Source organism: Stenomitos rutilans (assembly GCF_059505485.1).
The window spans coordinates 49,536-71,651 of record NZ_JCACKR010000065.1 but is presented as its reverse complement, the minus strand read 5'-3'; the positions used below and the strand labels follow the sequence as shown (position 1 = coordinate 71,651).

The 22,116-nt window shown below is 52.5% G+C and carries 18 protein-coding genes; 10 read left to right on the top strand and 8 right to left on the bottom strand.

Features of this window, described 5'->3' with window-relative positions; translation table 11 throughout:
• The first annotated feature begins 248 nt into the window (after positions 1-248).
• The 4 genes from AC5JLP_RS12470 (at position 249) to AC5JLP_RS12455 (ending at position 3,843) form a co-directional block, all read left to right on the top strand.
• The gene (locus AC5JLP_RS12470; RefSeq protein ID WP_496068235.1) at positions 249-1,100 is read left to right on the top strand and encodes a pentapeptide repeat-containing protein; all 852 of its coding nucleotides are present in this window, start codon (positions 249-251) and stop codon (positions 1,098-1,100) included.
• 62 nt (positions 1,101-1,162) lie between these two features.
• Entirely contained in the window at positions 1,163-1,819 is a 657-nt protein-coding gene (locus AC5JLP_RS12465) for an HAD-IA family hydrolase (RefSeq protein ID WP_496068234.1), read from the top strand.
• A gap of 72 nt (positions 1,820-1,891) precedes the next feature.
• Entirely contained in the window at positions 1,892-3,064 is a 1,173-nt protein-coding gene (locus AC5JLP_RS12460; protein WP_496068233.1) for a DNA double-strand break repair nuclease NurA, read from the top strand.
• A gap of 155 nt (positions 3,065-3,219) precedes the next feature.
• Complete coding sequence (locus AC5JLP_RS12455) at positions 3,220-3,843, top strand: Uma2 family endonuclease (protein WP_496068232.1); 624 nt, start codon at positions 3,220-3,222, stop codon at positions 3,841-3,843.
• Positions 3,844-3,883: 40 nt separating this feature from the next.
• Here AC5JLP_RS12455 and ribE read toward each other — a convergent pair whose 3' ends face one another.
• A complete protein-coding gene (ribE, locus tag AC5JLP_RS12450) occupies positions 3,884-4,561 on the bottom strand; it encodes a riboflavin synthase (RefSeq protein ID WP_496068231.1) in 678 nt (225 codons plus the stop codon).
• Between the two features lie 411 nt (positions 4,562-4,972).
• On the opposite strand from ribE, the gene AC5JLP_RS12445 reads away from it, so the two are divergent.
• Together AC5JLP_RS12445 and AC5JLP_RS12440 are read left to right on the top strand one after the other, a co-directional pair.
• Positions 4,973-5,479, top strand: coding sequence for a bifunctional nuclease family protein (locus AC5JLP_RS12445; RefSeq protein WP_496068230.1), 507 nt, complete (start codon positions 4,973-4,975; stop codon positions 5,477-5,479).
• A 122-nt stretch (positions 5,480-5,601) separates the two neighbouring features.
• Positions 5,602-6,729 (top strand): aldo/keto reductase, encoded by a 1,128-nt coding sequence (locus AC5JLP_RS12440; protein ID WP_496068229.1) that lies wholly within the window; start codon positions 5,602-5,604, stop codon positions 6,727-6,729.
• A 78-nt stretch (positions 6,730-6,807) separates the two neighbouring features.
• Here AC5JLP_RS12440 and AC5JLP_RS12435 read toward each other — a convergent pair whose 3' ends face one another.
• The 6 genes from AC5JLP_RS12435 to AC5JLP_RS12410 form a co-directional block, all read right to left on the bottom strand.
• The gene (locus tag AC5JLP_RS12435) at positions 6,808-7,158 is read right to left on the bottom strand and encodes a carbon dioxide-concentrating mechanism protein CcmK (RefSeq protein WP_496068228.1); all 351 of its coding nucleotides are present in this window, start codon (positions 7,156-7,158) and stop codon (positions 6,808-6,810) included.
• Positions 7,159-7,298: 140 nt separating this feature from the next.
• Entirely contained in the window at positions 7,299-10,298 is a 3,000-nt protein-coding gene (locus tag AC5JLP_RS12430; protein WP_496068227.1) for a DUF4912 domain-containing protein, read from the bottom strand.
• A gap of 502 nt (positions 10,299-10,800) precedes the next feature.
• Positions 10,801-11,682 (bottom strand): hypothetical protein, encoded by an 882-nt coding sequence (locus AC5JLP_RS12425; RefSeq protein WP_496068226.1) that lies wholly within the window; start codon positions 11,680-11,682, stop codon positions 10,801-10,803.
• A 4-nt stretch (positions 11,683-11,686) separates the two neighbouring features.
• On the bottom strand, positions 11,687-13,015 hold the full coding sequence (locus AC5JLP_RS12420; RefSeq protein ID WP_496068225.1) for a DUF58 domain-containing protein: 1,329 nt from the start codon (positions 13,013-13,015) through the stop codon (positions 11,687-11,689).
• 420 nt (positions 13,016-13,435) lie between these two features.
• Positions 13,436-15,133, bottom strand: coding sequence for an alkaline phosphatase D family protein (locus tag AC5JLP_RS12415; RefSeq protein ID WP_496068224.1), 1,698 nt, complete (start codon positions 15,131-15,133; stop codon positions 13,436-13,438).
• Positions 15,134-15,453: 320 nt separating this feature from the next.
• Complete coding sequence (locus AC5JLP_RS12410) at positions 15,454-16,440, bottom strand: slr1353 family protein (RefSeq protein WP_496068223.1); 987 nt, start codon at positions 16,438-16,440, stop codon at positions 15,454-15,456.
• 337 nt (positions 16,441-16,777) lie between these two features.
• On the opposite strand from AC5JLP_RS12410, the gene phoU reads away from it, so the two are divergent.
• A complete protein-coding gene (phoU, locus tag AC5JLP_RS12405) occupies positions 16,778-17,431 on the top strand; it encodes a phosphate signaling complex protein PhoU (protein WP_496068222.1) in 654 nt (217 codons plus the stop codon).
• A 193-nt stretch (positions 17,432-17,624) separates the two neighbouring features.
• On the opposite strand, the gene AC5JLP_RS12400 is transcribed toward phoU, so the two are convergent.
• Positions 17,625-18,620, bottom strand: coding sequence for a stage II sporulation protein M (locus tag AC5JLP_RS12400; RefSeq protein ID WP_496068221.1), 996 nt, complete (start codon positions 18,618-18,620; stop codon positions 17,625-17,627).
• Positions 18,621-18,704: 84 nt separating this feature from the next.
• Here AC5JLP_RS12400 and AC5JLP_RS12395 point away from each other — a divergent pair, with 84 nt between their 5' ends.
• From AC5JLP_RS12395 to AC5JLP_RS12385, 3 genes are all read left to right on the top strand, one after another.
• Positions 18,705-19,691, top strand: a complete 987-nt coding sequence (locus AC5JLP_RS12395; protein ID WP_496068220.1) for a hypothetical protein — start codon at positions 18,705-18,707, stop codon at positions 19,689-19,691.
• Positions 19,692-19,698: 7 nt separating this feature from the next.
• Entirely contained in the window at positions 19,699-20,496 is a 798-nt protein-coding gene (locus tag AC5JLP_RS12390; RefSeq protein WP_496068219.1) for an RDD family protein, read from the top strand.
• Positions 20,497-20,876: 380 nt separating this feature from the next.
• Positions 20,877-21,902, top strand: coding sequence for an S-layer homology domain-containing protein (locus AC5JLP_RS12385; RefSeq protein WP_496068218.1), 1,026 nt, complete (start codon positions 20,877-20,879; stop codon positions 21,900-21,902).
• Positions 21,903-22,116: the final 214 nt, after the last annotated feature.

The following is a 22,116-nucleotide window of genomic DNA, read 5'->3' as shown; positions in this document are numbered from 1 at the left end:
CCGGATGTAATACGTGTCTCTTCTTAGTGTCGTATGGTCGCTCAATGGGTGTTTCATCAACGCCTTGAAACGGTTGATCCAATGCCCCGATCGATTGAGGCGATCGCGCTTGCTTCGTAGCGATCGCTCCCCTCAAAACAGTAGGTAACTCAGTGGTGGGGTGAGGTGAAAATTGGGCAAATTTTAGATGGCATACGTCTTCATTTCATGGAGTCAGGGGCAAGTACCAGAGTATTGAGGGTAGTGAGATGCGTGCGAGTGAACTCCTGAAGCGCTATGCCGCAGGAGAAAGAGACTTCAGCAAAGTCAGCCTGTGGGGAGCCAATCTCAGCAAAGCGAGCCTGCGAGGCATTGACCTACGGCAAGCCGATCTGAGAGGGGCAAATCTGCGCGGTATCGTTTTACGAGAAGCGTGTATGGATGGCGCAAAGCTGGCTGAAGCCGATTTGACAGGAGCCAACCTATGGGGCGTCGATTTACGGGAAGCTGACTTGCAGTGTGCAAATTTGACAGAAGCCAACTTAACTGGGGCAGATTTGCGACAGGCGTGTTTGGTGCAGGCAATTTTGAATAAGTCAAATCTAAACTCGGTTAATTTCAGCGAAGCCGACCTGAACAGTGCCCACCTCTGGGGCGCAAATCTTTGTGCTGCAAAGCTGATCAATATTGACTTGCGGAGTGCCAACTTGCGAGGTGCGTATCTCTGTCAGGCGATTCTAAGCGGTGATTTACGCGAAGCAAACTTGAGTGGTGCCAATTTGAGTTGGACTATCTTGACCGGAGCAAACCTGCAAGATGCCATCTTGAGTGAAGCTGAGTTGAGCAGTGCAAACCTCACAGGCGCTAATTTAACGAGTGCCAAATTGCGGGGTGCCGACTTGCGCGGTGCCGATTTGAGTGATGCTGACCTGACCGGAGTGAACCTGAATGAGGCCAACCTCTCAATGGCAAAATTGACTGGCACGATCCTCAACGGTGCCACGCTCAGCGGTACCGATCTGCGCGGCACCAATCTTACCGAAACCAACCTTACTGAAACCAATCTGCTGGGTGCAAATTTACGCGGTGTAGTCATGCCAGATAATACAACTAGCGGTTGAGTTGCTAGCAGGTGACTTCTTGGCACCCTTGGCAGTTGTGAATGACGGATGAGTGTAAGTGTGTGCATGAACTGACAAAATACCCTCAAGTGATTTTTCTAGATGCTGTGGGTACTCTGTTTGGCGTAAAGGGCAGTGTGGGAGCGGTCTACGCAGATGTCGCGCAGCAATTTGGCGTAGAGGTTTCGGCTGCGGCGTTGAATCGATCGTTTTTTCAAAGCTTTCAAGCAGCGGGTAGGCCAGCCTTTAGTGTCACAGAACCAGCAGCGCTGCGGGCACAGGAGCTTGAGTGGTGGTTGACGATCGCCACCACCACCTTCAAGCAAGCAGGCGTATGGCAGCAGTTCTCCGACTTCGATGAGTTTTTTACCGCACTCTACGCGCACTTTGCTACTGCCGCACCGTGGGTTATGTATCCCGATGTCAAACCCGCCTTAGAGCGCTGGCAGCGTATGGGCGTCACATTAGGTATCCTGTCTAACTTTGATTCACGGATCTACTCAGTCCTCAAAGCGCTTGCCTTAGAGCCGTTCTTTGCGTCCGTTACCATTTCTACCGAAGCAGGAGCCGCCAAGCCTGATCCCAAAATTTTTGCGATCGCCCTTCAAAAACACCGCTGTAAAGCGATCGCTGCATGGCATATTGGCGACAGTTTTGAGGAAGACTACCAGGCGGCAAAAGCTGTAGGCATACGTGGGATTTGGCTGCGGCGAAAATAGGTTTTCGGTGTAGGGTAGTAGAGACGTTTTTGGAACGTCTGTACTGATCAAAAGGCAGCTTGATTGTTGGTTATGACCCTGAAACCGTCTCAAATTTTGAGCCAACTCCGAGAGAAGCGAAATGACTTTGCTACGTTTGACCAAACAACGGTACAGGCCCTTGAAAAATACCGTCAGGCACTTGCAGCCGCGTCTCAGGAAACAGACACAGCACTGCTAGAGCAATTAGCGGAGTTTGTAGCCAACGATCGTGGTGCAGAACCGCTAGAACCACTAGGCGACTATCCTCACTGGCTTATGGCATCAGGGCTAACGTGGTCAAGTCGAGAAGAGAGTCATACCTGGGTGCGCGATCGCCTCACAGATGTTGCGACCTTTGCGGTGGATGGCTCCCAAATCTATCCCAGCAAAGATTTCTCGATTCCAGTCGCACTGGTGCAAATTGGGTGGTTTGAAAACTTGCACCACTCCGGTGGACAGTATGAGAAGGATATTGATGTTGACATCATGACTCCAGCGGATCTCAAGGCAAACACCAGTGGCGATCCGGTCGATCGACGGGTGAATATGCGCCGCTTTGAGATGGAAACCGATCGGCTGGTGCAGTACATGGAAGACCGGGCAGGCTGCAACAACTGTCTCGCTTTTTTAGACGGGTCGCTGGTCGTCACATTTGCCGAAGCCTTTGATGAAAAGACTCAGCAGTTTTATGTTGACTGCGTGGTGCGTCTCCTTCAAGCCAGCGAAAAGTGCCGAGTGCCCTTAATTGGCTATGTGGATACCTCCTATGCCCGCGATTTAACGTTGATGTTGCAACGGCTTACACCAGGGTTGCCCGATGCGCCTGCCATTCACGATGCGTCGCTGGTGCGAAAAATGGAGTGGGGCGATCGCACACCGCTCTTCCGCTGCCGCCGCCCAGGGATTCTCAAAGCCTATCCAGGAGCCATTGCTAGCCGCATCGCCTTTACCTATCTCAAAGCCCACGATGGCTTCCCTGTACGCCTGGAACTGCCTACCTGGATCTATCACGAAGGGCTGCTAGAAACCGTTCTCGACTGGGTGCGGGGCGAAATCATCATCGGTAGTGGTTATCCCTACGTGATTGAAACTGCTGACCAGACTGCCGTGCTTCAAACGACCGATCGCCAAACGTTCTATCGTCTTCTGCAAGACTGGGCGGAGGAAGAAAACTTGCATTTGAGGCTTTCGCGCAAAATGGTGAGCAAGGCGAGAAGGCGGTAGAGGAAGAGAGGGGAGAGGAGGAAGTAGGGGAAGCAGAGAAGTTTTGAGATTTAAGTTTTGAGTTAAAAGCTGATGGCTGAAAGCTGACCGCTGAAAGATATCAGGATGAAGGGCAGCATAGAATTGAGATCTGCCTGCTGCGAGGACAGTTTGAGATGAATCTAGCGAAGACGAATCTGGCAACGCCGAAACGCTTCACGATCGCGGAATATCGCCGCCTGACCGAAATTGGCTTCTTTGGTGAGGACGATCGCGTTGAATTGATTCGTGGAGAGATTAATAGGATGGCGGCGAAAGGCACAGCGCATACGGTCTGTTGCAGCAATCTTTTAGCTGCTTTAGCTACACTGATTGCTGGACAGGCAACTTTGCGATGTCAAGATCCTATATCTCTACCGTCAAGCAGCGAACCTGAACCAGATTTTGCGATTGTCCGCTTTCGGTCAGATTATTACCTGGCTGGGCATCCCACGCCGGAGGATACTTTTTTAGTGATCGAGATTGCGGATTCTTCGCTGGATTACGATCGCGAGGTGAAGCGATCGCTCTACGCGGAGGCAGACATTACTGATTATTGGATTTTCAATTTGATCGAACATTGCCTGGAGGCGTACAGTGAGCCTTACCAGAACGGAGACCTGTTCGACTATGCCGTGAGACGAGTTGTTTTGCCCAAAGGCACGATCGCGCTACCTGATCTTTCAGCCTCGCCGCTTAATGAACCTGGCGATCGACCACGTTTGGAGCTTCAGCTTGCGCAAATCTTTCCCCCTGCCTGATCAGTGTGTGCCTGATTAGTGTGTGGACAGGGGGCAATCACTACGAGTAGCCGTGTTCTGCCAGAAACGCGGGGGTTAAGCTTTCGGGCGCAAACGATGCCCTCTCGCGTCCTGCCTCCACGCCATGATGCAGAAACTTGTCTACGTATTTACCGAGAATGTCGCCTTCCAGATTAACCATGCTGCCTGGACGCAGGTAGTTGAGGTTGGTTTCGGCGTAAGTATGGGGAATCACCGCCACCATAAACCACGTGCCCGCAGGATCACAGTCGGCGATCGTCAGGCTAATGCCATTCACCGCGATGCTGCCTTTGGGGATGATATACCGGGCGATCTGCGCTTGGTTCGTCGTGAAAGTCATTTCCCACGAGGTTGCGGTTTGAGCAGAGGCTTGCAATTGTCCGGTACCGTCTACATGTCCAGTCACAAAGTGACCACCAAGCTTACTGCCAAATCGCAAGGACGTTTCCAGGTTGACCAGCGTGCCGTCTTCTTGCCCCAAACTGGAGCGATCGCGCGTTTCGGGCGAGGCATCGGCCATAAAGCCCTGTGGCAAAAGCTCCACAACGGTGAGGCAGACCCCATCTACTGCCACACTGTCGCCAATTGCTAAGTCTTGCATGAGTAATCCGGAGGTAGCAGACAGGCACGTGATTCTTAACCTATCAACCCCAAGAGACTGTAACGTCCCCAAACCTTGAATCAGACCAGTAAACACAGGCGTTTCTCAAACTTTGCTAAGGTTCAACCAATTTTGCTCTCTTTGTGCCAAAAGGTATTGCCACTCGACACTTGAGAAACGTTTGCGGATTGTCAAATTTGCTCAATGATCCACTAGGATCGGGGCAGAAATCAGGGCATACTTAAGGTCAAAGACCTTGCATCATACAATAGCTGGCTTATTTCGATCTCAGCTCTGCCCTTTCTAGTTCTAGCGTTTTCTGTTGCCCTTGTGGTCTGTCCCGTTAGACTTAGATGACCTTTTGGCTCATACAATGACTAATGTTCCAAGCCACCCTCGCCGAAACCTCCTAGAGCCAAGAATTCATCGGCTTAAGCCTATGTTCTCTTCCATTCAGGTTCGTTACGCTGACTCCCGTTTTCTTCAGGTATTCTAGAGGCTAAGACGATGATTGAAATGAAAGTCGCTGGAATTGCATTGGATGCCGCCACACGCAGCCCAATCGTGCTCTTGCGAGATTCCACCGAGCGACGACAGTTGCCAATCTACATCGGTCAGGATCAAGCAAAAGCGATTATGAGCGTTTTAGAGAATCAAACGCCGCCACGCCCACTCACCCATGACCTGTTCGTAAACCTCCTGGAAGAATGGGATATGAGCTTGGAGCGCATCGTAATTCACTCCCTACAGGACAACACGTTTTACGCCATGCTTACCGTGTCTCAAGGCGAGACCAAGAAAGAAATTGATGCTCGTCCCAGTGACGCGATCGCCATCGCCCTTCGCACCAACAGCCCCATCTGGGTGCTCGAAGAAGTGGTTGCCGATGCCTCGATTCCCGTCGATCGTGATGCTGACGAAGCCGAACGCAAAGCCTTCCGTGATTTTCTCTCCAACCTTCGCCCCGAAGACTTTTTACAGCGCGGCAACCTCAGCAGCGAAGAAGCGCAGTAGGGGAAGTGAGGGGTGAAGGGGAAGCAGAGGAAGCAGGGGAAGCAGGGGTGGTTGAAAGGCGAAGAATAACTTCTGACTTCTGACTTCTCTAACAACCAACAATTAACAACCCTTCCGCCTCTATGCAATATCGCCGTTTTGGCAAAACCAATCGATCGCTCTCGGTGTTCTCGTTAGGAACGATGCGGTGTTTGGCTTCGGCAGACGTGGCGTATCAGACGCTTCAAGAAGCAGTGAGGCTGGGTGTAAACCACCTGGAGACGGCGCAGGGGTATGGCAAAAGTGAGGATTATTTAGGAACTGCTTTGCAGAAAGGTTTGGGCGTGCCGCGATCGCAGTTGTTCATTACGACAAAGCTGGTGCCCACGGTAGATGCAGCGACGATGGCGCAGGCCATTGATCAGTCGCTCGATCGCCTCAAGCTAAACTACATCGACGGACTGGCGATTCACGGCATTAACACCTGGGAGCATCTGGATTGGGTAAAGGCAGAAGGCTGTATGCAAGCGGTACAGCAAGCTGTTGCAGAGGGGCGCATTCGGCATGTCGGCTTCTCGACGCATGGGCCGCTGGAGGTGATTCTGGCGGCGATCGCTACGGGTCTGTTTGAGTTTGTCAATCTGCATTACACCTATTTTTTTCAGCGCAATGCCCCTGCGATCGACCTGGCACAGCAGCAGGATATAGGCGTGTTCATCATTTCGCCTGCGGATAAGGGTGGCTTGCTCTACACGCCACCCGAAACGCTGGAGCAATTGTGCCAGCCGTTTTCGCCACTAGAGTTGAACTACCGCTTTCTGCTGAGCGACTCTAGAATCACGACGCTCAGTGTGGGGGCTGCGACTGCCAATGAGTTGGCGTTGCCATTAGCGGTTGCCGATCGCGTTGAGCCACTGTCGGCAGAAGAAAGCGCCGTTTTCCAGCGGTTAGACGATCGTCAAGCTCAGGCGTTGGGGAGCGATCGCTGTCATCAGTGTTATGCCTGTTTGCCCTGTCCTGAAGGTGTTCACATTCCAGAAGCGCTGCGGTTGAGAAATTTGGCGATCGCTTACGATATGACTCAGTTCGGCCAATACCGCTATCGTATGTTTGAGACTGCAGGGCACTGGTTTCCTGGCAACAAAGGCAATCGTTGCACAGACTGCGGTGACTGCCTGCCTCGCTGCCCCGAAGCCCTAGACATTCCAACACTGCTACGCGATACCCACGAGCGGCTGAACGGCGCAGCCAGACGCAGACTCTGGGAGTAGATGGAGAGGTGCGATCGCAAAATGACGACTCAGCGCCAGCACGCGCCCGATCCCCTAAACACTGCACTTTTATGGCGCTTAGCTAACCAGTGGCGGCTGTTCGCTAGGTGCGGGTGCCAAATATTGCGCCAGTTTGGCATTGGGACGCATCGACTTCAGCACATACTCTAAATTCTCGCTGGGGCGGGCGATGACATGGGACGAGAGATACAGTTGCTTCTCTCCCGGTACGCCTTTAGCGGCTTCAACACCCGTCTCTACGGCAATGCTGACCTCAGAGACATCACCCCGCACAATCACCGTATAACGAGCGCCGCTGACCTTTTCCATCCCGACCAGTATGACGTTTGCTGCCTTGCACATCGTATCTGCCACCGCCAATGCAGGAGGAAGACCCAACACTTCAACCATCCCAACCGCATTCGCCATTGTATTCTCCAAAATTGTCTTGTCGAGCTTGCCCTGGGCACACTAAATCGCCAGCGCACGTCACTGCCTGACTGTTCAAGTAAAACATACCGAGTCCCCTTCTGGTGTATCCTCACGCGGTGGAAGCCCAACGATCGCCTCTAAAACAATTCGTCGATCGCGTCATCTTTCGTGTTTGTGTTGCGTTGAGGTGTCTCGCGGTTGAAGGTCATGTGGATCGATCGCGTTTGCTCGCCATCTGCCGCAACGGCAATAATGGGGAAGTTGAGCACTCCATCCTGGAATGACATGTGGAACCGGAAGGTACCATCGGGGTTGAGTTGGATCGGGCGACCGTCGATCGTCACTATCGCGTCAGGCTCTGTTGCACCATAAATAATCAGTTCGGCATCGGCGATCAGCCAGAATTTGCGCGATCGAATCGGTGGCATGGATGCGCCAAAGCCAATGCCCGACATGGTTAAGCCCGACATGGTTAAGCCCGATAGCGTAGGAACACCGGGCGCTACTCCCATCCCTACACCTGACGGAAACACGTAGGAACTGATGGCTTGCTGTGGCATTTGCTGCATGGAGCCAAATAGAGACCCTGCGACGCGCAATGCTTCGGCAGATTGGGTTAAGCCAAAGATTTGATCATAGATGGGGTTCTTCTCAGACGCTGCGGTGCGCTGCTCAGGCGATTCAAGCTTCAGTAGCGTCTTACCGCGCAAGTCCTCATCCCAGGCGACTGAGATGAAGTGATCTTCAAACCAGTCGGAGGGATAGACGGGCGGAATTCGGACTGGGTTTGATCGCGCCAACAGTAACCAACGACCATCCTCGGTAAGGTAGCCAATTTCGGCTACGTAGTCACGATCGCTTACCGGAATCGGCACATACCAGTCACGGGCTAGCTCATCACAATCATACTGCTGCAAGCTGTGGGCACTGGTTTGATGCAGGTCAACAGCGGTAACATCATACAGCCGCAGGGCAAGCTTCTGCCCACCTTGTCGCCGTAGTTCTTCCTTATGTTCGCTGGGGGTATCCCAGTAAGCGTAACCCCACTGCGGATCACGAGGCATGAGGACGATGCGGCTTTCGCCATAGCCCTCTGGCAGTTCGGGCAGTCCTTCATCGACCGATGCCAAGGCCCCGCTGCTGAGGTCGGTTTGCCCAACGTTATATTTAACCGCTTCCACATCAGCCTGGGCCTTGTCGTTAGATAATGCGGCTAAGGCTGCCAGACCAGCTCCGGCTGCCAGCGTTGCGCCTCCAACCACGTTCGCGTCTCCTGCTTGAATGGTTGGGATGCGGATCGAGTTCGACCGCGCCAGTGATAGCCAGTATCGATCTTCTGTGATGTAACCTACTTCGGCAAGGTAGTCGCGATCGGGCCGAACGGTGGTCGTATGTTGCGTGCTATTTTCTGCAACCGGAAACTCCTGAAAGCTTTGAGGGCGCTGCTCATTCAGGTTCAGCCCGGTGACATCGTACAGCCGTAGTTTCAGGATGCGCCCTCCTTGCTGACGCACTTCAGCTTTGTGAGCATCTGGTGCCTCCCATTCTGCAAACGCCTGGTAGTTATCTTGCGGAGCCAGGGTAATGCGGCTACGGGCGCTTCCTCCCCCGTTGCTTGCTAAACCTCCCAGTGCAGCCGCTCCAGCCGCAGCAGCCATGCCCCCTGCGACGATCGCGGCTCCTGGTACACCTTCTTTGGGTGGGATGACAGCAGGTAAAGGAGGTTCTACGGGGGGAACGGTATCCGTAGGTGATGCCACAGCGGGCGGTGCAACTACCGGCGGTGCAACTATCGGCGGTGCAACCGTGGGTGGCTCAATAACGGGTGGTGGGTCGATCTCCAGACTCTCTGCTTCTTCAGGAGCCGCTAGCCCAGTCAGCCCTGCTGCTCCAGCCCCCGCTGCCACTGTGCCTCCTGCGATCGCAGCATCCCCAGCAGAAACAGCCCCAGCGACAGGAGGCACCTCTGCTGGTGGGACAACGGGTGGAGTGGGTAGGCGATCGAGCGGTGTTGCAATACCAGGTGGCGTCACAGACGCAGGGGCTGCCCCACGACCCCTTAACCAGAGCCAGAGCGGGATGCCGATTAGAGGCAACAGTAACAACCACCAGGGCGATACGCCTTGGGGTTCAGTGCTTGCTGTGGGTGACACAGCCGCCGCGTCGGGATTAGTGGAAGCACTTGCTACAGGGCTAGGAGACGCAGATGGGCTAACAGGTGCTGGGCTGGTATCAGCCGCTGCTTGCGTGCCTGTTTCCCGTGCGGCTTCGATCATGGCCTGACTGCTGGATGCGGTTGCCACGCCCAAGAACGCAAGCACCCCAGGGCTAGGAGTCCCTTTATAAACGTATGACAGCGGTTGCGAGAAGGGGTAGCGCGGGTCATCTGGCAGCGTTTTGTGCATGGAGATGATGCGGACATCTTGACGATCGAGTACCTGATCGGCGATCGCATACCCAATGCCGTCTGTTCCTAACGCCTGAATCACTTCGCCAGTGCTGTCTTTCGTTGTTTGTTTTGCCGTCTCACCTGTCTTAAAGGGAGCTTTTTGGAAGACAGGATAGGGACGAAAGGCTTGACGTGTATCGCTGTAGTCAGGGCGATCGACAAAGCGAATGGAACCTGGAGTACCACCCAGTTCAGACCAATTCTTAATTTCGCCTCGAAAAATTCTGGCAAACTGCTCAAACGTAATGTTGCCAGTAAACGGGCTATTCGGCCCTACGATAATCGCAATCTTGTGACGCGCGATCGGCTTGGCGACCAGCCCTTGCTGCTTTTCTTGGGTTGTCAATGGGCGACCGATCGCCGCTAGATCGACCGTTCCATCTAAGAGTGCTTTCAAGGCCGCATCACTGCCTTCCTCGGCTAGGGTGATACTGGTACCGACATACTTCGCCTCATAGACTTTTTTCAGTGCCTGATTGATGGTCGCCATGCTGCTTGAGCCATCAATCTTGACCGTTGTGCCTTGAGGAATCACATTGGGTGAGGAGACTGACGGAGCCGATGATTGCGCTAGCACTGGATCAATAGCAAGTAGCGTTGCCAGGGGCCTAGAAGCCGTAAGCAGGGCTAAGAAGAGTACCAGACCGAGAATGGGAGTGTCTTTAGAAGGCGACGTTCGTTGCGGCATTGTGGTAAAAGCTTTTGGAACACTCTATATAAAGTCCCTGATTGGAAGCAGCCTAAAGCTAAAAGCAGCCTAAGCAACCCTAACTGAGGTTAACTTTTGCAAAGGACGAGCCAATTATACCGCCACCACGTCAGAGGTAAAGACAGGCGAGAAAACGAATTTTGCATAAGGTTATAACCTATACCGCTATATCCTCTCATACGAGGGGCTTTGGATGATTCAGCGCCCCCCAACTCGCCCGACCATCAAAAAGCTCGGTTTTTACGCACGTGCACGGTAGAGCTTCATCAATAATTCATTCTTTCTTGATGGAAAATTAGCCTAAGCACCAAAGGCATAGCGTATATTTAAGTTGTCTCAAGGCAAATTATCAGTACTTCTATACGTAAGCCCCTCCAGTTCTACCCGAATTGGGGGGTATTTTAATGCTCGAAGGCGCTTAGGCACCCTGCCGCTACACACTAGAGTCCATGCTTCATTCCAACTCAAACGTTGATGAGGGCTAATCAACATGACGAAACTGAAGATCAAAGCCTTCTCGACGGCTACGTAGACTGTAGTAAAGTACAGCTTTGGTTGCTTGCCAAAACGGCATTGTGATTGCATTGAGAAACAGGCTGAACGTCACTAAGAAGGTGTAACCGATGATTTGGCGAGCCAAAAAATCTAGCTGCAATGCTTGCAACACTAATCTTAAAAGCCGAAAACCGAAGATGTTGGCAACCAAATAAGAAAGTGGGCAAGTCAAAGCAAACACAATAGCAATAACGCCAAAGATAAAAAAGGATGATCCTTTAGTCAGGTTATGGCAGCGCTTAATGGCTCTCGTAGGCTTGTAATTACACTCTAGGCTGAGAGGAAGCTCTACAACAAAATAGCGCATGTAAAACGAAAGCGCTGCCACTATCCAGAGAAGATTTCCGCCCAGCCCGATCGCCAAACTAATTGGTTCTGCAACAGGATTAGCGGGATCTGGTTCTGACAGTGAAGGTAGTGAAACAGAAAAAATGATTGGCGCAAGTGCAATGATAACTCCAATGAGAAAAATGATTAGTATGAGGGCAATAAAGGCGACCGCAATAGCCATTAAAAGGATGAGAAGATTGGTGATTAATACACTCCATCCGTGTTCTTTAACTTGCTGTTGCAACGAAGCCGTTTGTTCTGGTGATTGAACTAAATCATAAAAGGATAACTGTGCCAGAAGCGCTGAGCGTGAGCAGAATTTAGCCCAACCGTAGATCGGGATTAGTAGCCATAGATGAGCCATTATCGCCATGCGTAAATAAGGCTTGAACCGCAAGAAATAGAGCCGCAACCCAGTGGTCACGATATTACCAATACTGGAAAGTTGCTGAGAGTTGAGCAGATTCGGATCAAGCATTTTACTAAAGCTGATTGCGGACTTTGAGTTGGAGGTAGCGATCGACCAACTGGTTACTGATTTGATCGGCAGGTGCATCCAACACCAGAACGCCTTTCTGCTTGAGTTTTGCCAGTGCTAATTGACGCTGTGAGAGCAGATCGAGGGCAACCGCGCGTGCGTATGTATCGGGAATATCAGCGGTAAAGGTGTTTGCTTGCACATCCACTTGAGGATCTCGCAGCGTGACACAAAAGGGGAGATGGCGTGGAGCTAGCCGTCCCATTGCTGCCAGCAGTTCGGTAGAAGCGGTGGCGTCAATCACTTCCGTCAACAGTACGACTAACGCACGACGGGTTTGGCGTATGGCAACGGTGGTGACGGCTCCTACATAGTCTGGTTCTAGCAAGGCTGGCTCGATCGGGGTTAAGCGCTCAATGATTTTGGGGAGTTGGGTTTGTCCGCGCTCTGGTGGTATCCAGGCGTGCATTTGACGATCGAACACGCCGATACCCACTCGATCGCCCCGATTTAAGCCTGTCAGCGCGAGTGATAATGCTGCATTCAAGCCCCAATCAAAGCGTGCCAGTCCTTTTACTTGAGCGGTCATCAACCGTCCGCGATCAAGCAAGATCAGCAGCGTTTGCTCTTGTTCGGGTTCTAAGACTCGCACCAAAACACGACTGCGGCGAGCGGTTGCTTTCCAGTCAATCAAGCGAGGGTCGTCCCCTATAGCATATTCGCGCAGTTCCGAAAACTCGGTACCAATGCCCTGCCGACGAGCACGACGAATACTTCCACTGGTTTGCAGCGTGAGGCGAATGGAGAGCGATCGCAGCCCAATCAGGTCAGGATACACCGCGACAGTCTGGCTCTGCGGCAATGTCCAGTTGTGCCATGCTAGCCTCCATGCTCCCAACTGGCGCACCTGAATATCACCCCAGGCATACTCGCCACGTTTCGCTGGAAACACCTGATACGTTAATTCTTCGCGGCTATGGGCAGGCAACGAGACGCTTAAAAGCTTTGTAGTAGTCGAGAATGCCTGCGGGTAGAAATCCCGAATTTGCAGCACAGCAGGTTGGTAACCCGTCTTTACCGTGAGCTGCACCGGGTTGTCGCGTCCGATCGACAGCCTCTCTAGGCGATCGCGCTCTACCACTGCACGATGAGACTTCACACGTCGCGCATCCACCACTGCCAACAGCAGCACCACCGCATCGAACCCCAACGTCAGCAGGATGGAAAACCCCAAAAATTGTGGGTTGATGACATCAGACCCGATCGCAGCCGCCCCCAGCCCGATCGCACTACCGAGCAACAGTAATTGATACACGCGGCGAGAAGGAACCATAAGCAGAGCCGTGATGTTGCGTCATCATCCTAACGCTGCGAGAGGGTGAGGGGAACGGTGGAAGCGGGGGAAGCCAGGGGAGCAGAGGGAGCAGGGAAGAATGGTTGTGAGTAGAGTTTTGATCATTGTACTAGGGCGTGGTTTAAAACCCTCGAAAGCCCCCCACCCCCAATTCTGGGGGCTTCCAAACAGGCTTCAAAGTCCCCCAATCTTGGGGGCTTAAAGCCCTTTGGGCATACAAGAAAAAGGGGCAGAAGCTTCAGCAACGAAGCGATTAGGAGTTTTAAAACACAGCCTAACCAGGTTGGAAGGCAGTCAGCAACCAGCCTCTACTGCCCTGCAACTTCCCCTTACCTCCCTTACTTCCTCTGCCTCTCCTGCCCTTGCCGCCCCTGCTTCCCCTGTGCTCCCTCTTCCTTTCTACACCGACGTGACATCCTGAATCAACACCTGATCACGTGGCACGCGGAATGCCTTGAGGGTTGAGAGCGTGCCACCTGGTTTGAGGATATCGCTTACAACTTTGAAGGTGCAGGTGAGGGCTTCGGGTGTCACTTCAACCAGGTTATAGCCGTGCGTTGCCGAGTTGAAGTACTGAATGTGTGGATTGCTGCCTCGGAGTACCTGCGTCAGAATGTCGATCGGTACCGATGGGGTGCCTGACGGTGAGTTTTGTTCGGCAAAGTTGGAGGACGTGGTGGAGCCAACAACAAATTCAACGCCGATCGGAGGGTCGGTAGGGCTGTCAAAGTTCACTCGTTGGTAGCCTGCAATGAACGTATGCAAATCGCCCGTGATGGTGACAAAGTTTTTGACTCCAGCCTCGCTGAGCGTTTTGAACAGCAGCGATCGCTCGACAGGGTAGCCATCCCACTGATCCAACGTGATGAATAAATCAGGAGTTGGCGACCCCAAAAGCTGCGTGGCAAACGCTGATAGCACTTTAAGCTGCATGGTGGTCACTTCGTTGCCCCAAATCTTCCAGGTGCGGGAAGACGTTGTGATTTGCTTGAGGAACCACTGGCGCTGCTTTAGCCCTAGCATGGTGCGATCGGGGGCATTGCGTCCTGGACAATCTGGCACAATGGTGCGCCTGCTAGAAAGATAGGTTTGGTTCTGTGCGGTCAGGTCGTCGCAGGGTGGCCCGTTGCGATAAAGGCGCTCATCCGTCATCACCAATTCCAGCAGTTTACCCACTTTGAACGATCGGTAAATTTGAATGGCCTCCAGGGGCTTTTCCGTTTCTTCAAAAGGCACGCTGGTGGCGGTATATTCTGCCCAGGCTTTAGTCGCAGTCTGACGCAACTCTGGCTTACGGAAAGGCACCTGATCGGGGGCATTCACCTTAAAGCAATCGTTGGCAAATTCATGGTCATCCCAGATGGTGATGAAGGCGAACTTCTCGCGAATGCTTTGCAGGTCTGGGTCACTGTTGTACGTCTGGTAGAGAAAACGGTAGTCTGCCAGGGTGGAAGCGGAGGGCTGACCACTGGGGAGGGCGATCGGTCTCACACCGCGTTGAAAGCTGGTATCGCCCACCGTTTCGTAGATATAGTCACCCAGAAAAACGATGAAATCAAGGTCTTCTCCTGCCAGGAACCGATAGGCGTTGTAGTAACCATTGGTGTAATCCTGACAGTTGATGTAGGCGAAGCGCACCTTGTCTAGGTCGGCATTGGGGGCAGGTAGGGTTTTGAAGCGGCCCGTCTGGCTGGCCGTCCCGTCGTAAAGGAAGCGGTAGTAGTAAGTGGTAGAGGGCTTTAGTTCATTGCGATCGAGGCTGATTTTAACCGTATAGTCCTTTGCTTTGTTGGTTTTGGCGACTCCGCGCAAAGTTGCGATCGCGCCAAAGCCAGCATCTTCAGACACCTCAAAGGCAACCCGCACCTGACGTGATGCCTGCGCTGCAAGCCGAGTCCACAAGGTAATCCCACGCGATCGAGGATCACCAGACGCCACGCTTTGAGGGAATAAATTGGTTGCTGCATTGACAGGCTCGACAGCAAACAGCTTGTCAATCTCTAATTGATCCAGCCCCAGTAATGCTGGAATTTCACGGCCTGCCCAAACCACCACACCCGCTGCCAGCGAATATTTCAGAAACGATCGTCTGTCCATGCCATTTTCCTCAAGTGCTCTCTTCCTGCCCTCTGTTGCACAGCCTCTAGATATGCCAAAATTACGTTACACAGTGACAACCGACAAGGGCAAGAGCTTTATTTCGATCAGTGCTATTGCTGACCAGACTACGTTGTCAGGTTTAAGCAGCCCTTAAGCGTGGTTTAAAGAAGACTAGCCACTTTGGGAAATTACCGAGCAGGATGAGGACAGAAGGCAGAAGGAGAAAGGCAAAAGGCAAAAGGGGAAGGGGCTGACCGCTGATAGCTGATAGCTGACCGCTAACTTAGCTCATAACTCCCCTGCTTTCTCTGCTCCCCTCACTCCTGTCCCGCCGATGGCTGTGTATTCAGGTACGACAAGAAGTCCTCCAGCTCATCGTCGGTGAGTTCACTGCGAGTTTTTTTGCCGTAGGTTTTTTGCAGGTAGGTGCTGCCCTGACGCTTGCTCCAGCCGATGCGATCGATCTCCACCCCAATCTGCGAGATCAACGAGGATAAATCTCTTGACGCGCTTTCAGATGTGCCAGCATCCGCAGGAGTCTCTTTGTTAGCGGTTGGTTTACGGGGTTTGCTTCTAGAGACTGGTGCCTCAGCGGCAGGAAGAGGCTCGTCAGTGGTAAGCGCGCGATCGGGTTCCTCTTCAACGAATGGTTCGGCTTCGTCATATGGAGCCTCGTCATACGGAGCCTGATCATACGGAGTCTCGTCGTCAGGACTATCATCTCGATCGAAGGGTGCTTCATCGTCTGGTACGTCCTCAAGCGGTGTCTGCCAACCCTCTAGCGCCCTTTCGGAACGATCAAGGGTTGGTACAGATGGGTCAACGGCTGGGGTGGAGAAGGACGCGTTTGGAAGGTGAGATAGCAGCGCTGGCTCGATCGTTAACGGGGGAAAAGTGGGCGGAGGGGGGATCGTTGCCTCATTACCTGCCAAGGCGATCGGAGGCACATCGCTTGGAGGTGCAACCTCATTGAACGTCGGCAGCGCTATGTCCGCTGGTGTTCGTGGCGTTGCTGGAGCATTGGCGTAGGGAAAGGGTAACGTAGTACTTGCTATCGGAACGGGCTGCACGTTTAGAGCGATACCCAGCAGTACTAACACCCGTAGCCGTGCCTGATCTTCTGCCTGTTCAACGGTCGTTGCGGCGGCTAAGCTCGTTGCTAGCGTCATATTGCCTAGCTGCACGATCGCCCGTACAACAAAGCGATCGGCATGAATTTGCACCAATTCAGTCAGTAGCCCACTGGCAGGATATCGGGTTTGTAATTGGGCAAAGAGTGTGGGTAGGTCTAGGGCTTCAGGCATGGCGACAGCAGGAGTTGAAGGAGGATGATAGATGGTTGGGGCGTAAGTAATGATAGAAAGCGATTTAAGCAAGTCAGTGCAGCTTGCTCAGCATAAGGTGTAGCAGTGCATCTTGAGACGTTTGAGGGTTCTTAGCTGATTGACTGATCAATCTTTTAGCCCACCCAGTACCAATCGACCGTTCCACGCTTGTTTCATTGTGACGATGTCTTGCAGCCGACTGTCAAGATTTTTTACCTGCGATAAGCTTGACAACTATACTTGTCTACAGAAGTGCCTGCGAACAATCTAGAATTTTTCCAGGTTGGCGTTGTGGACTTTATGTGCGATTACTTCATTGGAAAGCCCTAGACTCATTCGTACACATTTCGATCGCCAGACCAAGCGCATTCAGCGCGATGTTTTGCGTATGGGAGCGCTGGTAGAAAACTCTTTTTGGATGGCGCGTCAGGCATTGTTCGATCGTGACCTCGAAGCCCCAGCCAAAATTGCGCTGCAAGACAAACAAATTGATAAGCTTTACCGCCAGATCGAGCAAGACTGTGTGAGCCTCATTGCCCTTCAGGCTCCGGTGGCTCAAGATGTGCGGTTGCTCAGTGCCACCATGCAGCTTGTACGCGATTTAGAGCGCATCGGCGACTACGCCGAAGATTTGGGTGAAATTGCGATTCGGCTGTTTCCCTACTCGCCGCCTGCTTACATGGGACGGGTGCAGATGATGTGCGATCGCTGTCGCGCCATGCTAGCCATGAGCCTCGCCGCCCTTTCTGACCTGGATGCGGAATCAGGGTTGGAAATTAAAATCAAAGATGACGCGGTTGATTTGGATTACGAAACGCTATACGAGCTACTGGCACACCAACGCGATGTTCCCGGCATTGTAGAGCCGATCGTCCTCATGGTGCTCGTCATTCGCCACATGGAACGCATGGCAGACCACGCTACGAACATTGGCAAGCGCGTAGCGTATATTGTCACCGGGCAGCGGTAGAAAGGACGTCAAAAACGCTCTTCTCGATATTCCTTCCACTGGTCTTTTCAATCATTACGAAGCTGGATGTAATTATTGATACGGGTCTAAAAACTGAATCTTTTCTATCCAAAGAGTTACCTTCTTAAGCGTGGAAACGGTATAAACCGAATCAACTATTGTTAAAAAAGCGACCTTCAGCAGTCAGTAACCATTAACTCTCCAGTCGTCTATCATTCACCTCTGGCACCTCACGCCTCACCTCTTTCTGTCCGAAATACCAGAGCAGCGCCACCAATAGCACAGTCCCCGCTACGTATTTAAGCAAGTCAGGAATAGCTGGATTGGGTGAGAAAAAGCCTTCGATAAGACCCGCAATCACCAGCATGGGAACGATGCCGTATACCAGTTGAGCGGCCTGTGCGCCGTAGAGTTTGAGTGCCTCCGATCGTCGATATTCACCAGGAAACAACAGCGCTCTCGCAAGCAAAAAGCCTGCGCCACCTGCGAGAAAAATGGCTGGCAGTTCCAGTGCTCCGTGGGGAAACACGAAGGCCCAGAAGGGAAAGGCGAGATTATTTTGCCCGACAAGGGTGCCAACGGTGCCAATGAGCACACCATTGAGGAGCATGGCAAAAGTGGTGAAAAGCCCCCCTGTCATACCGCCTGCGACGGCTGCAAAGGACACCTTAATGTTGTTGATCATGATGTTGCTGGAGGCAAACGGCTCAATGCCCACGATCGACCCTGTCCAGAGTTCACCGCGATCGCGTACTTGCTCAATCATGCGTTGGGGAACAACCAGCGACAGAAAACTGGGGTCTCGCCATGACAGCCACCAGGACACTAACCCTGCGAACACAAACAGACCCGTTGCCAGAGCAATATAACCCCGCGACTGCTGCACGACGGCTGGAAAGCCCCAGCGGTAAAACGTCCCGATCGCCCGCCATTCCTGTCGGCGCGATCCTTGATAGATCTGGGAGTAGCCGCGAGTGGCAAGGGTTTGCAAATCTTGAACAACCAGGTCGCCAACGGCATGGGTGCGCGCGCGTGCCAGGTCAGCGGCGGTCGATCGATACAGGCTAGCAAGTTGGCGAATTTCATTGGCATCGAGCGCCTTCCAGCCCTGTTTTTCGGCTTTTTTAAGCAAGGTATCCAGTTCTTTCCAACTCGGCTGTCGCCGTGCTAGCCAGCGCTGTATGTTCATAATCTGTGATATTTCCTGGGAACCAAAGAAACGTAGTTTAGAATCGCGTCAACATCTATGCGCTGAATAGCCAAAGTGTAGCTCATGGCTTCTCCCTCCAATTCACATGGTTCCATCCAATCACTCAGTGTCGGTAACGTTGTCACTGCCGGGTTTCGGCTGTATGGTGCAAACTTCAAGCAGTACATTAGAATTGCCCTGATTGGTACATTGTGGGGGCTGTTGTGGTTTGTTGCTCTAGTGCTTGCAATAATTTTTTCCGTGGCATCGCGAAATTATCACATCCCTTGGTGGTTGAGCGTTCCAGTGCTGATTGGTGTATGCCTATACCCAATTGCAAAATATCTGGCAAACTCAGCGCTCATCGCACGGCTGGCATTTGGTGAACTGACTAACCAGCCAGAGACAGTAGGTGAAGCTCGTCGCTATATTAAAGCACGCATGTGGAGCTTTCTAGGTACAGGTCTGCTGTTGTGGTTTATTAACACCGTTATCTTAATCGCGTTCTTTCTTGTTTTGGCATTAGTCGTTGTTGGTTTCCTAAACTTCGCTGGAGGCTCGCAGTTTCTTCAGAACCCGTCGCCAGCGATGTTTCCCGCCTATGCCAGTATTTTTGGACGCGCTGGACTGTTGGCTTTAGTCTTGATCCTAGCCTTTTTAGGTTTTCTCCTTTTATTTCATGCCCGACTAGTTGCGACTGAACTGCCCTTGGCAATAGAACCTAAAGTGACAGCTATCAGTACGATCGGTCGTATGTGGTCACTTACCGAGGGCAATGGCTGGCGGATTGCCTTAATTCTTTTTGTGACCTTACTAATCACACTCCCCATACTCATATTAGTGCGGCTGCTTTCGGGTACGGGGTCGACAACTATACCAACATCCAAGCTTGCTGCTTACTCTTCCAATTATTTCTTACGCTCCGCCTTCATTAGCTTTGTACTAAACTTCACCCTCTCTACAGTGATGCTGCCGCTATGGCAGGCGATCAAAGCTGTGATCTACTACGATCTGCGGAGTCGCCGTGAGGGGTTAGGGCTACAGTTACGCGATCGGGGCGCTCAAAGCTAACCGTACCATGCATTTCTTCAACCGCGTTTCGCTATCCACACCAGAAAGTGTCGAGCTAGAGTTTACACTGGCAGGCATTGGTAATCGCACGCTGGCGCTCATCATCGATTACCACATTCTAGGCGCTTTGGTGGTTGTTTTTTGGGTGCTTTGGGGGGTGTTTACATTAGGGCTGCTGCGCTATTTGGAGAGGAGTAATGCTAACTATGCAGCTCTTCCCATCTGGCTACTGGCGATCGCTCTTCTTATCAATTTTATGCTCTTCACAGGCTACTTCACGTTCTTTGAAGTGCTCTGGCAAGGTCAAACCCCCGGCAAACGTTTCACTAAAATTCGCGTGATTCGCGACAGTGGCAGACCGATCGGGCTGTCTCAGGCGGCTCTGCGATCACTACTACGCCCGATCGACGACTTCTGCTTTGTTGGAGTCTTCTTTATTCTGCTTGGCAAGCAAGAGAAACGGTTAGGCGATTGGGCAGCCGGAACGCTCGTGATTCAGGAACAACGGGGCGATCGCAAAGCCACTTTAACGATTTCTGACCGGGCAAAGCAACTGGCGATCGAGTTGCCCAAATTAGCCGATCTAAGCCAATTGCTACCCGATGACTTTGCCGTGGTGCGTACCTACCTGCAACGTCGGCGCACAATGGATGCCAGAGCCAGAAACGATCTCAGCTTGAGCTTGGCACGGCAACTCCGCACCCTCATTGGACTCGAAACCATTCCACCCGACACCACCGCTGAGCAATTTCTCGAAGCGGTCTATGAGGCGTATCAGCATTTGAGGGGCAAGGATGAAGGCTAGAAGTTTTGAGTGAAGTCAGTGGTCAGACATCGTGGGGAATAAGGAGTGGGGAGTGGGGAGAGTTCTGAGTGTCGAGTTTTGAGTTTTAAGTTGATGTTGCTTCTGCCTTTAGTTTTGAGCTATCAGCCGTCAGCCATCAGCTTTTTAGCCTTTAGCCCTCATCCCTCATCCCTCTGCCTTTAACCGACTCCCGACCCCTTCTGCCCTTAGCCTTCTACCTCCTATCCTCTGCCTCCACTCCCAACAGTACGCTAATGTAGAAACTGCCCCCTTGCCTCGGTGCCTGTAGATAATCTGTGTTGCCCTTTAGACTTTCAAACGCTTCACTTCTTTTGGTTGCCTGCCTGCTGCTACCGCTAGTAGGTTGTGCCAATAGCCCAGTGGGTGAATCACTACAAAAATCCTTTGCAGCCGACCCAAAGCTGGAAGCAAGTGCTTCACCTGAGCCATCGGCAACGCCTGCGGTCTCTACAACGCCACAGCCTTCTGTACTAGCAAGTGAATCGCCCGCTCCCATTTTGAGTCCGTCTGCTACACCATCGCCTTTCGCTCCTCAGCCTGGAGGCGCAGGCATTCCTGATCTTTCAGACAGCACGGTGGTTGGAGCGTCAGGCAGTTCGGACGGTGGCACGAAGCCGATCGTAACTTCAGGTGATGCAAATAACGGGCAAGCTCAAGCAGCACCTGCGACGATCGACTTTACGGATCTCAACAAAACGCCGAAAGAACTCCAGCAATACGTTTCCGATCTGGCAAAGCTAGGGGTTCTGACCCCAGCTACCGATGGCACTAAAGCCACTCAAAATAAAGACAGCACCCTGTTTTCACCAAACAAAGTCATGACTCGTCGGGAATATGTGCGCTGGTTAGTGGCGGCGAACAATCGACTTTATGCCAGCCAACCAGCCAAACAGATTCGACTCAGTACCGACACCGCTCAGCCTGTTTTTCAAGATGTATCCCGCACTGATCCAGATTTCCCGCCCATTCAAGGGTTAGCGGAAGCTGGTCTGATTCCCAGTCCGCTGTCGGGTGACAGTACCACCGTCACGTTCCGTCCCGATGCCCCCCTCACACGCGAAAACCTCATTCTGTGGAAGGTGCCTGCCGATACTCGTCAAGCCCTGCCTACCGCGAGCCTGGATGCGATTAAGCAAACCTGGGGCTTTCAAGACGCTGCCCGCATTAATCCCAAAGCACAACGGGCTGTGTTAGCTGATTTTCAAAATGGCGATGCAGCCAACATTCGTCGCGCGTTTGGCTATACGACGCTGTTTCAACCAAAGAAAGCGGTCACTCGCGCGGAAGCGGCGGCAGCTCTTTGGTATTTCGGCTATCAGGGCGATGGTCAATCGGCTCAAGAAGCGCTGAAGACGGCGAATACTTCGCCGAGTGCGTCACCTTAGCGCGATCACGCTGGCAGAGGTTGCAAGGTTGCTTGAGAAAGCACGATCGCTCAAAACGTATGACTATATCACTACCGACAACAGGTTACGACTTCGATCGCTTGTAATAGTTGCTCTTTGATATTCATACGGCCTTGCTCTTGCTCCGCTCTTACAGCCGTCATTATTTGCATTTCCTACAACCCTACACCACATGTCCTGTTTAGCGATGTGT